General features: G+C 71.6%; 12 protein-coding genes and 1 pseudogene. 3 read left to right on the top strand and 10 right to left on the bottom strand.

Annotated elements, in window-relative coordinates; genetic code table 11:
- Window positions 1-285 precede the first annotated feature (285 nt).
- Window positions 286-567: a hypothetical protein gene (locus ACN6LD_RS40045; protein WP_319196562.1), complete on the top strand. Its 282-nt coding sequence runs from the start codon at window positions 286-288 to the stop codon at window positions 565-567.
- Between the two features lie 23 nt (window positions 568-590).
- Here ACN6LD_RS40045 and ACN6LD_RS40040 read toward each other — a convergent pair whose 3' ends face one another.
- The 4 genes and pseudogenes from ACN6LD_RS40040 to ACN6LD_RS40025 all read right to left on the bottom strand — a co-directional run.
- Complete coding sequence (locus tag ACN6LD_RS40040; RefSeq protein ID WP_319196563.1) at window positions 591-1,337, bottom strand: DUF6227 family protein; 747 nt, start codon at window positions 1,335-1,337, stop codon at window positions 591-593.
- A 166-nt stretch (window positions 1,338-1,503) separates the two neighbouring features.
- Complete coding sequence (locus ACN6LD_RS40035) at window positions 1,504-2,742, bottom strand: L,D-transpeptidase (protein WP_445045728.1); 1,239 nt, start codon at window positions 2,740-2,742, stop codon at window positions 1,504-1,506.
- Window positions 2,743-3,128: 386 nt separating this feature from the next.
- Window positions 3,129-4,157 (bottom strand): P1 family peptidase, encoded by a 1,029-nt coding sequence (locus ACN6LD_RS40030; protein ID WP_445045727.1) that lies wholly within the window; start codon window positions 4,155-4,157, stop codon window positions 3,129-3,131.
- A 238-nt stretch (window positions 4,158-4,395) separates the two neighbouring features.
- Window positions 4,396-5,628: pseudogene (locus ACN6LD_RS40025) on the bottom strand (low temperature requirement protein A); the annotation flags it as partial.
- Between the two features lie 140 nt (window positions 5,629-5,768).
- Between ACN6LD_RS40025 and ACN6LD_RS40020 the strand changes: the two are divergent.
- On the top strand, window positions 5,769-5,951 hold the full coding sequence (locus ACN6LD_RS40020) for a hypothetical protein (RefSeq protein ID WP_445045726.1): 183 nt from the start codon (window positions 5,769-5,771) through the stop codon (window positions 5,949-5,951).
- Window positions 5,952-6,150: 199 nt separating this feature from the next.
- Here ACN6LD_RS40020 and mscL read toward each other — a convergent pair whose 3' ends face one another.
- The 6 genes from mscL to ACN6LD_RS39990 form a co-directional block, all read right to left on the bottom strand.
- Window positions 6,151-6,618: a large conductance mechanosensitive channel protein MscL gene (mscL, locus tag ACN6LD_RS40015; protein ID WP_319196573.1), complete on the bottom strand. Its 468-nt coding sequence runs from the start codon at window positions 6,616-6,618 to the stop codon at window positions 6,151-6,153.
- Window positions 6,619-6,726: 108 nt separating this feature from the next.
- On the bottom strand, window positions 6,727-7,368 hold the full coding sequence (locus ACN6LD_RS40010) for an RcpC/CpaB family pilus assembly protein (RefSeq protein WP_445045725.1): 642 nt from the start codon (window positions 7,366-7,368) through the stop codon (window positions 6,727-6,729).
- A 536-nt stretch (window positions 7,369-7,904) separates the two neighbouring features.
- Complete coding sequence (locus ACN6LD_RS40005; RefSeq protein WP_319192037.1) at window positions 7,905-8,747, bottom strand: S-methyl-5'-thioadenosine phosphorylase; 843 nt, start codon at window positions 8,745-8,747, stop codon at window positions 7,905-7,907.
- A 78-nt stretch (window positions 8,748-8,825) separates the two neighbouring features.
- A complete protein-coding gene (locus tag ACN6LD_RS40000) occupies window positions 8,826-9,152 on the bottom strand; it encodes an FmdB family zinc ribbon protein (protein WP_319166732.1) in 327 nt (108 codons plus the stop codon).
- A gap of 67 nt (window positions 9,153-9,219) precedes the next feature.
- Window positions 9,220-10,515 carry an MFS transporter gene (locus ACN6LD_RS39995; RefSeq protein ID WP_319192039.1) on the bottom strand — a complete coding sequence of 432 codons (1,296 nt, stop codon included), beginning with the start codon at window positions 10,513-10,515 and terminating at the stop codon, window positions 9,220-9,222.
- Between the two features lie 267 nt (window positions 10,516-10,782).
- Window positions 10,783-12,282, bottom strand: coding sequence for a potassium/proton antiporter (locus tag ACN6LD_RS39990; RefSeq protein ID WP_319192064.1), 1,500 nt, complete (start codon window positions 12,280-12,282; stop codon window positions 10,783-10,785).
- 277 nt (window positions 12,283-12,559) lie between these two features.
- Between ACN6LD_RS39990 and ACN6LD_RS39985 the strand changes: the two genes are divergently transcribed.
- Window positions 12,560-15,355 carry a penicillin acylase family protein gene (locus ACN6LD_RS39985; RefSeq protein ID WP_445045724.1) on the top strand — a complete coding sequence of 932 codons (2,796 nt, stop codon included), beginning with the start codon at window positions 12,560-12,562 and terminating at the stop codon, window positions 15,353-15,355.
- The last annotated feature ends 48 nt before the right edge of the window (window positions 15,356-15,403 follow it).

The following is a 15,403-nucleotide window of genomic DNA, read 5'->3' as shown; positions in this document are numbered from 1 at the left end:
GCGGCCCCGGCCCCGGCCTCGGGCCTGCGGCCCCGGCCCCGGCCTCGGGCCTGTGGCCCCGGCCCCGGCCTCGGGCCTGCGGCCCCGGCCTCCGCCCCCCGGGCCTCCGCCCGGTCCTGGCCTCCCCTCCCGGGCCTCCGCCCGGTCCTGGCCTCCGCCCGGCGCTGCGGCCCCGGGGCCCGGGGCGGGCCCTGTGCACGTCGCGGATATCCGGGGATGTGCGTGGCCTGCGAGATACGTCACGGTCCGGGGCCGAAGTCCCGGACCGTGGTGTGTACTGGCGGTATGCCCGTGCATCTCACGCCCGCACAGTTGACGGCCCTGACCGTTCTCGCCGCGGCGTCCGTCGTCTGGCTGCTCGTCCTGACCCGGGTCCTGCGCCGTATGCGGGCACGCGCTGCGGCTCACGCGGCACTGCGCGCCGTTCCGGTCCTCCCCGTCCTTCCCGCTCTTCCCGTCCTGCGGGGTCGGGAGCGGACCGGTCCCCACCGGGAGACCGTCGAACTCTCCGTGGCGGAGGAGGACGCGTTCGCGGGCCTCGTGCGCAGGCTCGGCGACGGACGCTGATACCCGGCCGGACGCCCCGCTCCTCAGGAGACCTGGGCCGCCCGGCGCTCCATCGCGTCGCGTGCCGCGTCCTCCGACGCGTACACCTCGCACATGTGACGGCCGTCGGGCGTGGCCGTGTGCTCCACCTCCCACAGGGAGATCTCCTGGCCGTCGCGCAGCAGGAAGGCGTGCTCGTAGAGCGAGTAGCCGAGGCCGATCCGGCCGGCACGGCAGGGGCGCCCGAAGGCCTGGGTGATCTGGTGTGCGAACGCCGACTTCAGCAGCGCGGTCGTGTCCGCACCGGGCCGATCGGGGTTCTCCGCGCGGCGCAGCAGTCTGCGCGCGTGGTCCGCCGAGTCGTCCGGCACGTACATGTGCCGGGGTGCGGGCACCGGCGACAGCTGTACCAGCACCGGCAGTTCGAAGTCCGGCGTGTCCGACGGCAGTGGCAGCCGGGCGGTGGCGGCGCGCAGCTCTTCCTCGTCGACGTACACCTCGTGCTGCGGCTCGCTGCCCGGCGCGGTGTTGTGCACCAGCTCCCACAGCGTGAGCGCACAGCCGTCGGCCAGCAGCCAGGTGTGCCGGTAGGTCTCCCGGTGCAGGCCCGCGCTGTGGTGCGCCGAGTGCAGGGAACTGTCGTGGGCCAGCGCGTAGTCGAGCCGGCGCAGGGCCTCGTCGGGCAGTTCGAAGGAGTTCAGGGCGCGACCCAGCAGTCGCGCGAGGTGCTCCTCCGGAGACTCGGGCGACTCGGCTGGCTCGTACGCTGTGGTCTCGTACGGAACGCTCAAGGCTTCTCCCGGCGTTGCTGCATGTCACCTTGTGGGTGCATACCGTAGCCCCTCGGTCGGACATCATGTCCGGGAACCGAGAAAACGTACGTCGAGGAAAACGCTCGGGCCGCGCGATCGGTTCCCGCACGGCCCCACGTACCCTCAGAAACCGCCGGTCATACGGTCAGACCGCGCTTCCGGCGGTCCAATCCGCCCACGACAGGTTCCACCCGTTGAGGCCGTTGTCCGGGGCCACGGTCTTGTCGGGTGAGTTCTCGACGACCACCACGTCACCGATCAGCGACTGGTCGTAGAACCACTTGGCGGGTGTGTCGCCCCGCGCGCCCTGAACGTCGGCGAGCCCCACGCAGCCGTGACTGGTGCCGGTACGCCCGAAGGGCGGATTGCCCTTCCTGTACCAGTAGTTGCCGTGGAGGAAGGTGCCGGACGCGGTCAGCCGCATCGCGTGCGGAACATCCGGGATGTCGTACTCGGAGCCCAGGTTGACCGTCCTGCTGTTCATGCGCGTCTGCGTGAACTTCTCGGAGATCACCATCCGGCCGTTGTAGGTGGTGTGCTCGGCGTCGCCCGACGAGATCGGGATCGTCTTCAGCGTCCGGCCGTCCCGCACCACCGTCATGGTCTGCGTGTTCACGTCGACCGTGGAGACCTGCGAACGCCCGACCGTGAAGGTGACCGTCTTCTTCTGCACGCCGTGGAGCCCGTTCGCGCCCTCCACCCCGTCCAGGTCGATCTTCATCGTGACCTTGGAGCCGGCCTTCCAGTACTCCTCGGGCCGGAAGTCCAGCCGCTGCGCTCCGAACCAGTGCCCCACCACCTGCTGGCCGCTGCTGGAGGTGACCGTGATGTGTGACTGCACGGCCTTCCTGTCGCCGATGGCCTTGTCGAAGGTGAACGACACCGGCATCCCCACGCCCACCGTCGTGCCGTCGTCCGGCGTGTACGTGCCGATGAAGCTGTCGGCCGAGGAGACCGTGGTGAAGATGGAGTTGGCGGCGGCCGTCCTGCCGTCCGCGTCCTTCGCGGTCGCCGATATCCGGTACTTCGTCCCGCGCTCCAGCTGCTCCTTCGGCTTCCAGTCGGCGCCGTCCGCCGACAGGACGCCCTCGACGGCCTGTCCGGACCCGGCCATCGTCATCTGCACCTCGGTGAGCCGGCCCTCGCTGACCTTCACCCCGGTCGTGTTGATCGACGCGCCCGTCGAGCCGTCCTTCGCCGAAATGACGATCTTCGCGGTGGACGTCCGGACGGCGCTCGTGCCGCCGGCGCCGTTCTTGCCGCCCTTGGCGTTCTCGTCCTCGGCGCTGGCACTGCCCCCGCAGGCGGTCAGGGTCAGGGCCCCGACGATCAGGGCCGCACAGGCCGCCACTGCGCGCCGCGCTGCTTTGTCCGCCGTTGTCACGGGCTGCTCCAACTTCGTGTGAGGTGAGTGATCCGCTCCGGTATCCGCTCCGGTACGTGGACAAGGAGGGGCCCGGCGGCGGACGGGGTTCCCTCCGGTCCCGGTTGACGCCGTCGCGTGACAGAACCCGGACAATCGCGCCGGCCGGTAAGCGCAGCCGGTACGGGCAACCGCCCCTGTCGGTTCGCTATGGGCAACCGCCCATGCCGGTAAGGGCACTCGCCCTGCCGGTACGGGCAACCACCCCTGCCGGTAAAGGCACTCGCCCTGCCGGTACGGGCAACCGTCCCTGCCGGTAAAGGCACTCGCCCTGCCGGTACGGGCAACCGTCCTGCCGGACGGCTCACGCCGCTGCCGCTGCGGGTGGGGCGTCACCGGTGCGGACTTCAGGCCTCGCCGTACAACTCCCGGTACGAGGGCCAGGTCCCGCCCGGCACATCCACCGACTCGGCGGCGCGCACGGCCCGCACGATCGCCCGCGTCACCATGTCCGCACCCGCCGCGAGCACTTCGTTCAGGGCGAGCGGGTTGCCGGGGTCGAGCGGACGCGCGCCCGTCGCCAGCGTGAAGACGGTGTCGCCGTCATGGAGCAGGTGCACCGGCCGCACCGCACGCGCGATGCCGTCGTGGGCCGTCCCCGCCAGCTTCTGCGCCTGCGCCTTCGACAGGTCCGCGTCGGTGGCCACCACCGCGAGCGTCGTGTTGAGCGGCGCAGGGGCGTTCCTCGCCGCGCTCTCGGCCAGCCGACGGCGCGCGGCCTCGTGCACCCGCGCCCGCGGGTAGGTCACGCGCCCCTGGAACAACTCCCCGTACAGCACCCCCGTCTCCGGATCCAGTACCGACCCGACGGCGTTGGCCACCACCAGCGCGGCCACCGTGACCCCCGACGCGAGGACGACGCCGGCGGTCCCCACCCCACCCTTCATCGCTCCGACGGCCGCGCCCGTGCCCGCGCCGACGCAGCCCTCCGGCACCGGTGCACCTGGCTCGCAGGCCGCGGCAGCCTCCACGGCCGCCCGTCCGGTGGCCGCGTCCGGGCGGGCCCGGAAGTCGCCGCCCCGGCCCAGGTCGAAGACACAGGCGGTCGGTACCACCGGCACGACGTGCCGTGGGTCCGGGCCGACGGGGATCCCGCGGCCCTGCTCCTCCAGCCAGGCCATCACCCCGGACGCGGCGTCCAGCCCGTAGGCGCTGCCGCCGGTCAGCACGATCGCCTCGACCCGCTGGACCAGGTTGCGCGGATCGAGGGCGTCGGTCTCCTTGGTGCCGGGACCGCCGCCGCGCACGTCGACGGCGGCCACGGCGCCGCCTTCCGGTGCGAGGACGACCGTGGCACCGGTGAGCCACCCGTCGCCCGTCCGCGTGGCGTGCCCGACCCGCAGGCCGGCGACGTCCGTCAGAGCGTCAACTGTCATGCGGGCAGTCTCGCCCAACATGCCCGTCTCCCGGCCGAAGTCAGCCCTCCCGGCTGTCCGGCGCCTCCGGGCCCGAGCCCTCCCGGCTGTCCGGCGCCTCCGGGCCCGAGCCCTCCCGGCTGTCCGGCGCCTCCGGGCCCGAGCCCTCCCGGCTGTCCGGCGCCTTTGGGCCCGAGCCCTCCCGGCTCTCCGTCGCCTCGATGCCCTCCTGTGCCTCGGTGCCCTGCCGGGCTTCCGCGGCCTCCCCCGCCGCCCCGGACTCCCGTGCCGGCGTGCGCGCCGTCAGCGTCGTCCCGGTCGCGACGGCCAGCGCCGCCACCAGGCCCGCCGCCAGGACCGCCCACTCGCCGAGGAAGGTGCAGCAGATCACCAGCAGCGCGGTGACGGGCAGCACCGACTGCTGGGCGAAGCCCACCTTGAAGTGCCGCGCGTGCAGGACCCAGACCGTCGACAGGAACAGTGCCGTCGGCAGCGTCACGGCAGCCGACGCGGCCGACGTCGAGAGATGGGCCGCGCCGGTCGCCTGCTCGACGGCGACCTCCAGGCCCGCGCCGATCGCGGCGGCGGAGGCGAAGACGAAGTAGTGCCCGTACCCCCACAGGAACGCCTGCCTGCTGGAGCGGAGATGACCGTGGATGGGCACCACGAAGTAGATCCACCAGGCGGCGAAGACGATCAGCAACCCGCCCACCGCGATCGGCAGCAGCTCGCCCAGCGCGTCGCTCTCGTCGATGCCGGACTTCACCGCGACCGTGGCCGCCGCGATCGTCTCGCCGAGCACGATGATCGTGAACAGCCCGTACCGCTCCGCGATGTGGTGCGGATGCCAGGACGTCGGCCGGTCCTTCTCGGCGTAGAGCGGCACACACATCTCCACCACCGCCATCGCCAGGAACAGCCATGTCCTGCCGCCCTCGGGCAGGATCAGCAGCCCGAGCCAGCCGACCTGGCAGGCCAGCACGCCGCCCGCGTATCGCAGCGCGGCCGTCCGCTCCGCGCCCTGCGTCGACAGCGCCACCCGCAGCCACTGCGAGGACATGGCCACGCGCATGATGGCGTAGCCCAGCCAGACGGCCAGGAAGCTGTGGCTCTCGAACGCCCGGGACACCCCCGCGGCGAGCACCAGCACTCCGGCGATCTGCACCAGCGTGACGACGCGGTAGAGGACGTCGTCGTTGTCGTAGGCCGAGGCGAACCAGGTGAAGTTCATCCACGCCCACCAGATGGCGAAGAAGACCATCGCGTAGTTGAGGAGTCCCTCGCCCGCGTGGGACTCCGCCACGGAGTGCACCAGCTGGACGCCCGCCTGGGCGACGGCGACCACGAAACAGAGATCGAAGAAGAGCTCGAGCGGCGAGGCCACCCGATGCGCCTCGTCCCTCCCGCGCGAGGTGAGTGTGCGCACCGGTCTCCCGCGGGCGGGGGAGGGCGCGCCGGAGTGAGGGGCCGGCGGAGTCGTACGGGACGTCATGGGCCCCAGCACAGCAGACGACGGCGGGAAAATCCTCTCCACGGGCCACCCGCCGTCGGCCGTCGCGGGCCGTGTCGCAGTCTCCGCGTCGGAGGAGCCGGCCCCGGCGCGGCCGGCTGCCCGGGCCGTACCCTTGACCCATGAGCAGCCCCTCCGCCGCCGAGCCGCGCGACCAGAAGGCCACGCTGAACTTCGACGACCCGCTGGACCGACAGTCCTCCGACGACACCGACCAGGGGTGGGGCGAGCGCCCGGCCGCCGACGGCGACAGCGCCGCCGACCTCAGGCGGTTCCTCGACGAGAAGCCGCCCCACCACATCTGACACCGCCCGGGCCACACCGGCACCCGGGACCGCACCGGCCACACCGGCACGGCGGACCGCACCGGCCACCCCGGCACCGCGGACCGCACCGGCCACCCCGGCACCCCGGACCACACCGGCACCCGGGACCGCACCGGCCGCAGAGCCTGCCGGTCGGCCTGCCGGACGGCCTTTCGCGCGGCCCCCGGCAGTGCCGCCGCTACCGCTCGCTGTGGCCGTTGCCCCGCTGGGCGACCAGGGCGTCGCGGATCTCCTTGAGCACCTCCAGCTCGGTCACCTCGATGATCTCCCGCGTGCCCTCCTTGGCCTTCCTGCGGGCCTCGACCCTCGCCAGGTACTTGGCCATGGGCAGGACCATCAGGAAGTACACGACCGCCGCGGTGATCACGAACGTGAGGGTCGCGCCGAGGACGGACCCCCACAGGATCCGGACACCGGTCGCGCTGTCGCCCGTCCCGGTGCAATCCCCCTTGATGCAGGAGCTGTAGCTGTCCAGGTTCTTCGTGCCGATGGTTCCGATGATCGGGTTGATGATCCCCTTCACGACCGAGTTGACGATGTTCGTGAAGGCCGCGCCGATCACCACCGCGACGGCCAGATCGACGACGTTGCCACGCATCAGGAAGGCTTTGAAGCCTTGCAGAACGCTTGCCTTCTGTTCGCTCACGTCGGGGACACTCCTCGCATGTACAGGTTGTGGAACAAACAGCTCCGCAACCTACGTCAACGCTCGGCATGCGTGTCCAACGAGGTCCCCCGAAGGGGGGACTTGACGTCACCACAGGGTCACCGAAAGTCGCGCAGAGGCGCTCGCGCCCGCGAGGCGCTCCGCGGTTGACCGGGGCACCGACAGGACGACCAGCGCGCCCGCGTCAGTTCCCGGCCCGGGGTCCCCGGCCGGGGCGTCCAGCAGTTCGGGCACCTTGGTGACGAGCGCTCCACGGGCGACCACCCGGGCCGTGGCCCCCCGCGCCGTCTGCTCGGCGGCGATGACGTCCACCCGGTCTCCGGGGCGCAGCAGCCGGACGGCTGCGGCATCGGCGATCCGCACCGGGGCCGACAGCTTCCGGGCGGGGCGCGCGCTCGGGACGGGGGCGCGCAGCGCCGACCGCGCGCGGGCCGACGCGCCTGTGCCGCTTCCCTCGGACGGGTGCCCGCGCACCGGATCGCCGATCCGCGGCCCGGCCGCCACCAGCGCGACGGCGGTGACCGCGAGACCGACCGCGAGGGCACGCCTGCGACCTCGGGCCGACCGGCCCATCGGGCTCAGCCGGTATAGCCCGCCGCGGACGCGCACCGGAGGAAAGGGCGGCACCTCCCGGTTGGCGGGGGCCTCCGCACCCGGTGGTCGGGGGAAGGACGGAGACGGGGACGGGGACGGGGACGGGGACGGAGTCGCGGACCGGGTCGGGGACAACGCCGGGAAGGGCGCCGACGGGAAGAAGGGGCGGGCAGGCGAGGGGGCCGAGGGGGAAGCCGCGGGACGGCCGGGCCCGGCCGGAAACGGTGCGGAGGACAGGGGAGCGAAGGGAGGCGTGAGGGACACGACGAGGTCACCACCTGCGACGAGGAACGGGCTTGCGACGAGGAACGGGCTTGCACAGCCACGATGGCCGTTCGCGCCGCCCCTCGCCGGAGCCGGTGGACCATCCACGGGTTGTGGACAACTCCCTCACCCGAACGAGGAGTTCCAGCCCCCGCGGCCTTCACGGCCCGCCACGCCCCCGCGATCCTCCCCGCCCCCGCGACCCTCCCCGCCCCCGCGACCCTCCCCGCCCCCGCGATCCTCCCCGTCTCCGCGACCCGCCCCCGCGCCCCTCGCAACCCGCCGGAGAAGCCGGCACCACCGCATCTCCGTGCCCGCGCCCGCCTCACCCCGCATCCCGCACCCCGCATCCCGCACTCCGCGCCCCACACCTCGCGCCCCACACCCCGCGCCTGAGCCCATCCTGCCTACGGCAGTTCGAACCCCGGGTCCATTCCGCCCAGCGCGTTCCGGCACCCGCAGTCGCGGTCCTGTGTCGACGGCAGCGCCGCCACCGCGTCGAACAGCACGCCCCGCAGTCGGTCCACGTTCGCCGCGAACACGCGCAGGACTTCCTCGTGCGAGACGCCCTCGCCGCTCTCGGCGCCCGCGTCCAGATCGGTGACCAGGGTCAACGTGGTGTAGCAGAGCTCGAGTTCACGGGCCAGCGCGGCTTCCGGGTGGCCCGTCATGCCCACTACCGACCAGCCCTGCGCCTGGTGCCACAGCGATTCGGCACGGGTGGAGAACCTCGGTCCCTCGATCACGACGAGGGTTCCCGCGTCCACCGGTTCCCACTCGCGGCCGCGCGCCGCCTTGAGCGCCGCCGCCCGTCCGGCGGGGCAGTAGGGGTCGGCCAGCGACACGTGCACCACCTGGGGCACCGTGCCGTCGGGCAGCGGCAGTCCGTCGAAGTAGGTCCCGGTCCGCGACTTGGTGCGGTCGACCAGCTGGTCGGGCACGAGGAGCGTGCCGGGCCCGTACTCGGGGCGCAGGCCGCCCACCGCGCACGGGCCGAGCACCTGACGCACCCCGACCGAGCGCAGCGCCCACAGGTTGGCCCGGTAGTTGATGCGGTGGGGCGGCAGATGGTGGCCGCGTCCGTGCCGGGGCAGGAAGGCGACCCGCCGGCCGGCCACCTCGCCGAGGAAGAGGGAGTCGCTCGGCGGCCCGTAGGGGGTGTCGACCTGGAGCTCGGTCACGTCGTCCAGGAACGAGTAGAGGCCGGAGCCGCCGATCACACCGATCTCTGCGTTCGCCTTGTTCACCATGCACGGCACCCTAACCGTGCGGGGGAACGCCGAAGACCCCGCCGTCGGACGACGACAGGGTCTCGTAAGAAAGGCGTCCTACGCGGCGGAGCTGCTGCCCGCGGAGGTGCCGCTGCTCGACGACTTGGAGTCCGAGGAGGACGAGGAGCTCGTGCTCGACGACTTCGTGTCGGAACCGGACGTCGACGGCTTCGAGGACGACGACGCCGGCGAGCTGCTCGACGAGGAGCCGCGGCTGTCGTTGCGGTAGAAACCGGAGCCCTTGAAGACGATGCCGACGGCGGAGAACACCTTCTTGAGGCGGCCACCGCAGTTGGGGCACTCGGTCAGGGCGTCGTCGGTGAACTTCTGCACCGCCTCGAGGCCCTCGCCGCACTCGGTGCACTGGTACTGGTAGGTCGGCACTGTCTTCCTCCTGGCACTCTCACTCAGTGAGTGCTAACGACGGTCTATCTTGACGCATTCCCCGGGTTCAGTCCACTGTCACCGGCACGCGGTGACCGACGCCACGTGCGACGGTGCGCTCGCGGGGACGCGTAGCCAGCCTCGACCGCAGGGCCAGCAGGGTGACCAGGGCCAGCAGCGTGCCGCCCATCGGGACCAGGAATCCGGAGCCGCCCCAGAGGCGGTCCTCCAGCTGTCCGGCGATCGTGACGGCGGCGGCCTGACCGAGCGCCACCGCGCCGGTCAGCCAGGTGAAGGCCTCCGTGCGGGCGCCGGCCGGGACCAGGCCCTCGACCAGGGTGTAGCCGGTGATCAGCGCGGGCGCGATGCACATGCCGACCAGCAGGCCGAGGCCCGCCAGCACGAGCACCGAGTGCGCCGCCCACAGCCCGGAGGCGACGAGCGCCAGCGCGGCGTAGGCGACGACCAGACGCTGCTGCGGCGCTGCCTTCCAGGCGACGGCGCCGCAGACCAGGCCGGAGAGCATGTTGCCCGCGGCGAAGGTGCCGTACAGGACGCCGTTGAGGCCGGGCTCGCCGATCGACTCGGTGAACGCGGCCAGCGAGACCTGCATGCCGCCGAAGACGGAGCCGATGCCCAGGAAGGTCACGATCAGCACGCGCACTCCGGGGACGCGCAGGGCCGAGGAGTGTTCCACGCGCGCGTGCCCGGCGGCGGCGACCCGGGGCTGTGTGCTCCGCTGCGCGGCGAACAGCAGCCCGCCGAGCAGGGTCAGCGAGGCCTCGGTGAGCAGACCGGCCGCCGGATGCACGACGGTGCACAGGGCGGTCGCCAGCAGCGGGCCGAAGACGAAGGTGAGCTCGTCGGTGACGGACTCGAAGGCCGCCGCGGTGGTCATCAGGGGCGAGCCCTTCAGCCGCACACCCCAGCGGGCCCGCACCATGGGGCCGACCTGCGGCACCGAGGCGCCCGTGGGCACGGCCGCCGCGAACACCGCCCACAGCGGTGCGTGGGCGAGGGCGAGGGCGGTGAGCGCCAGGCCCGACACGGTGTGAACGAGGACGCCGGGGACCAGCACGGCGCGCTGCCCGTGGCGGTCGGCGAGACGGCCGCTCCAGGGGGCGAACAGCGCCATGGAGACGCCGGTGACGGCCGCGGCGGCGCCGGCCGCCCCGTACGAGCCGGTGGTGTGCTGCACGAGGAGCACGATGGAGAGGGTGAGCATCGCGAACGGCTGGCGGGCGGCGAAGCCGGGCAGCAGGAACGTCCAGGCGCCGCGGGTGCGCAGCAGCTGCCCGTATCCCGGGCGGGGGGCGGATGCCGACGAGTCCTTCGACGGCTCGGTGGTGACCGTGGATGCCACGGCCCGTGCCTTTCTGCCGCCTGGTAGCGCGCCCGTGCGGGGGCGCCGAGAGCTGTCCTCTTGCGCGTGCTGCGGTAGATGCCGGTCTCCGCTGCGAGGGTGTCCCGGCCGCCATACGGTCGCGCCAGCTCTGCGTCAGGCAGAGTTGGTTCGATCAAAGTGCGCCTTCATCGTACAGGGATGAAGGCGGTCCCCACCTGTGAAAAGGAGCACCGCCGGGCCGGTCACCCAGGGATACGGGGGGTGTGAACGGTGCGAAACACGCGCTTAACGGGTGTCGCCGCCGGTGCCCAGCCATCCGGCGAGCTTTCCGCCGTGCCCGACGGCGCGCAGCCGCTTCTCGGCCGCGTCGCGGACCGGGTCGGTGGCCACGACGAGGAGTTCGTCGCCGTGCCGCAGGACGGTCGCGGGCAGCGGCACGAACGACGTCCCGTCGCGCACGACGAGGGTGACGGCGGCCCCGGCCGGCAGCCGCAGTTCGTCGACCTCGACGCCGTGCATCTTCGATCCCTCGGGGATCGCCACGGACAGCAGGTGCCCGCGCAGCCGCTCCAGCGGCGCCGACTCGACGCCCAGGTCGGCGGCCTCGGGGTCGCCGCCGAGCCGCAGCTTGCGGGCCAGCCAGGGCAACGTCGGCCCCTGGACCAGGGTGTAGACGACGACCAGGACGAAGACGATGTTGAAGATGCGGCGGCTGGCGTCGACGCCGTTCACCATGGGGATCGTCGCCAGGATGATGGGCACGGCGCCGCGCAGCCCCGCCCAGGACATCAGCGTCTGCTCCTGCCAGGGCACCCGGAACGGGGTCAGGCACAGGACGACGCTGAGCGGGCGGGCGACCATGGTCAGCACCAGGCCGATGACGAGTGCGGGCAGCACGTCGTCCCCGAGCTCGTGCGGGGTGACCAGCAGGCCGAGCAGCACGAACATGCCGATCTGGGCGATCCAGCCGAGGCCGTCGGCGAACCCGCGCGTGGCGGGCCAGTGCGGCAGCTTGGCGTTGCCCATCACCATCGAGGCGAGGTAGACGCCGAGGAAACCGCTGCCGTGTGCGAGCGAGCCGGCCGCGTACGCGGTGACCGCGATCGCCATGACGGCGATCGGGTAGAGGCCGGAGGCGGGCAGGGCCACGTGCCGCAGACCCCAGGAGCCCAGCCAGCCGACCGCGAGGCCGATGGCGGCGCCGATCGCCAGCTCCAGCAGTATCTCGGCCAGAAGCAGGTACCAGTGCTCGACAGGCCCGGCCGTGGAGAAGGCGACGACCAGGATGACCACCGGGGCGTCGTTGAAGCCGGACTCGGCCTCCAGGGTGCCGGTCACGCGCGCGGGCAATGGGATCTTGCGCAGGACGGAGAAGACCGCCGCCGCGTCCGTCGAGGACACCACCGCGCCGATGATCAGCGCCTGCCGCCATTCCAGCCCCGTCACGAAGTGCGCGGCCGTGGCCGTGACGCCGACGCTCACCGCGACGCCGGCCAGCGCCAGCGCCGTGGCGGAGGGCAGGATCGGCCGGATCTCCTTCCACTTCGTGCCCAGGCCGCCCTCGGCGAGGATCACGACCAGGGCGGCGTAGCCGATGACCTGGGTCAGTTCGGCGTTGTCGAAGTGGATGTCGCCGATGCCGTCCTGGCCCATGGCGATGCCGATCCCCAGGTAGACGAGCAGGCTGGGGAGCCCGCTGCGTGAGGAGATCCGGACCGCCGCGACGGCGACGAGCAGTACGAGGGAGCAGACGAGCAGGAGCTGGTTGAGGTGGTGGACAGTCAGCGGCGGTTCCCTTCACCGGCGCGCGCGCCTCGGGCACGGGCGCACATGTGCACTGGTCACATGGGACACGAAGCTGCGCGCCCCGGGCCCAAGTACTTCATTACCTTACCTAACTCTTGACGATTTCTTGACGCTCCGCGACCGTGAGATCGAACATCCTTCCGCGCCGGTACCCGACTCCGCGTCAAGTGGCGCAGACCCCTGCGCCTATGGTTGCTCCAGCGCTCATTCAAAGGACAGCCCGCCTGCCGCTCGCGTTAGGACAGCAAGGACAGCGATGCCCCCCAACACCACCGCCACATCGGGTGACAAGCCCGTCAAGTCCGGCAGGAAGAAGGGGCGCAAAGCCCGTTTGATCGTTCTTGTACTGGTGCTGGCCATCATCGGAGGCATCGCCTACGGCGCCTACTGGTCCATCAGCACGGTCCGCGCGTCCTTCCCGCAGACCACGGGTTCGATCACGCTCAAGGGCCTCGCCGGGCCCGTGAGCGTCCAGCGGGACGGCTACGGCATCCCGCAGATCTACGCGGACTCCGACGCGGACCTGTTCATGGCGCAGGGCTATGTACAGGCCCAGGACCGCTTCTACGAGATGGACGTCCGCCGGCACATGACCTCCGGGCGACTGTCGGAGATGTTCGGCGAGAGCCAGGTCGACAACGACGAGTTCCTGCGCACCCTGGGCTGGGACCGGATCGCCAAGACGGAGTACGACACCAAGCTCTCCGCCTCCACCAAGAAGTACCTCCAGGCATACGCCCAGGGCGTCAACGCCTATCTCGAGGGCAAGGACGGCGCGGACATCTCCCTGGAGTACGCGGCCCTGGGGTTCACCAACGACTACAAGCCCGCCGAGTGGACCCCGGTCGACTCGGTGTCCTGGCTGAAGGCGATGGCCTGGGACCTGCGCGGCAACATGCAGGACGAGATCGACCGCGCCCTGATGACCAGCCGCCTCGGCCCGCAGCAGATCGCCGACCTGTACCCGGAGTACCGCTACGGGGCCAACCAGCCGATCGTCCAGGAAGGCCAGTACGACAAGCTGACCAAGACGTTCGAGCAGGGCGACGGCCAGGGCGGCAGCGGCTCCGGCGACGGAAGCGGCTCGGCGGGCGGCTCCGGCGACGCGTCCGGCAGCGGCGGCACGTCGGGCGGCTCGGGTTCGGCCCTGCAGAGCCAGCTCTCGGGCCTCTACGACGTCCTGGACGACCTGCCCACCGCCGTCGGCGTGAACGGCAACGGCATCGGCTCCAACAGCTGGGTCGTCGGCGGCGCGCACACGATCACCGGCAAGCCGCTGCTGGCCAACGACCCGCACCTGTCGGCCTCGCTGCCCTCCGTCTGGTACCAGATGGGCCTGCACTGCCGGAAGGTCTCCAGCACGTGCCAGTACGACGTCGCCGGCTACACCTTCGCGGGGATGCCCGGCGTCGTCATAGGCCACAACGCGGACATCTCCTGGGGCATGACCAACTCGGGCGTCGACGTCACCGACCTCTACCTGGAGAAGCTCTCCGGGGACGACGGCTACGAGTACGACGGCAAGGTGAAGCCGTTCCTCACGCGCGAGGAGACCATCAAGGTCGCGGGCGGCGACTCCAAGAAGATCGTCGTCCGGCAGACCGAGGACAAGATGCCCCTGCTGTCCGACCGTGACGACGAGCTCGTCGACGTCGGCAAGAAGGCCAAGGTCGAGGGCGAGGCGCCCGACCGCGGCGACGGTTACGGCGTGGCCCTGAAGTGGACCGCGCTGGAAGCGGGCACGACCATGGACGCCGTCTTCGCCATGAACAAGGCGAAGGACTGGAAGGACTTCCGCAAGGCGGCCGAGCTCTTCGACGTGCCCTCGCAGAACCTCGTCTACGCCGACACGCAGAACCACATCGGCTACCAGTTGCCCGGCAAGATCCCCACGCGCGCGAAGGGCGTCGACGGCGCCGTGCCGGCGGAAGGCTGGGACTCCAGGTACCGGTGGCGGGGTTACATCAAGTTCGACGAGCTGCCCTACGAGTACGACCCCGCGCGCGGGTACATCGTCACCGCCAACCAGGCCGTGATCGACAAGGACAAGTACCCCTACACGCTCACCACGGACTGGGGCTACGGCGCGCGCAGCCAGCGGATCACCGACCTGATCAAGAGCAAGATCAAGGGCGGCGGCAAGATCTCCACGGACGACATGCGGCAGATGCAGCTGGACGACGACAGCCAGATCGCGAAGCTGCTGAGGCCGTACCTGCTGAAGATCAACCTGAAGGACCCCGACGTCCGTGAGGCGCAGAACCTCCTGCAGGGCTGGGACTACAGCCAGGACGCCGACTCGGCCGCCGCCGCCTACTTCAACGCGGTCTGGCGCAACATCCTGAAGCTGGCCTTCGGCAACAAGCTGCCCAAGGAGCTGCGCGTCAAGGGCCAGTGCCTGTGGGTCGACCCGGTCAACACCACCGGGCCCGTCGACGACACGGACAAGGTCCGCGAGTGCGGGCAGCGTGACGCCGACCAGGCGCAGCCGGACGGGGGCGACCGCTGGTTCGAGGTGGTGCGCCGGCTCGTGGAGAAGAAGGACAGCCCGTGGTGGACGACGCCCGCCGTCGGCACCCGCCCCGAAGCCGTCCACGACCGGGACAAGCTGTTCGAGCGGGCCATGATCGACGCCCGCTGGGAGCTGACCGCCAAGCTCGGCAAGGACATCGACACCTGGAGCTGGGGCCGGCTGCACCGCCTGTTCCTGAAGAACCAGACCCTGGGCACCAGCGGACCCGGGTTCCTGCAGTACATCCTCAACCGGGGCCCCTGGAAGCTCGGCGGGGGCGAGGCGACGGTCGACGCGACCGGCTGGAACGCGGCCGGCGGTTACGGAGTGGTGTGGGTGCCGTCGATGCGGATGGTGGTCAACCTCGCCGACCTCGACAAGTCGAAGTGGATCAACCTCACCGGCGCCTCGGGGCATGCCTTCAGCGCCCACTACACCGACCAGACCGGCAAGTGGGCCGACGGTGAACTGCTCGACTGGTCCTTCGACAAGAAGGCGGTCGAGGGCAGCACCGTCGACACCCTGGTGCTCGAACCCTGAGCGACTCGGCGGACGACGGGCCCTCCACGCGCGCGTGGAGGGACCGTC

The sequence above is a fragment of the Streptomyces sp. SAS_272 genome (assembly GCF_052543235.1).
Note: the sequence above shows the minus strand (reverse complement) of the source record. Positions and strands in the feature narration are given on the sequence as shown.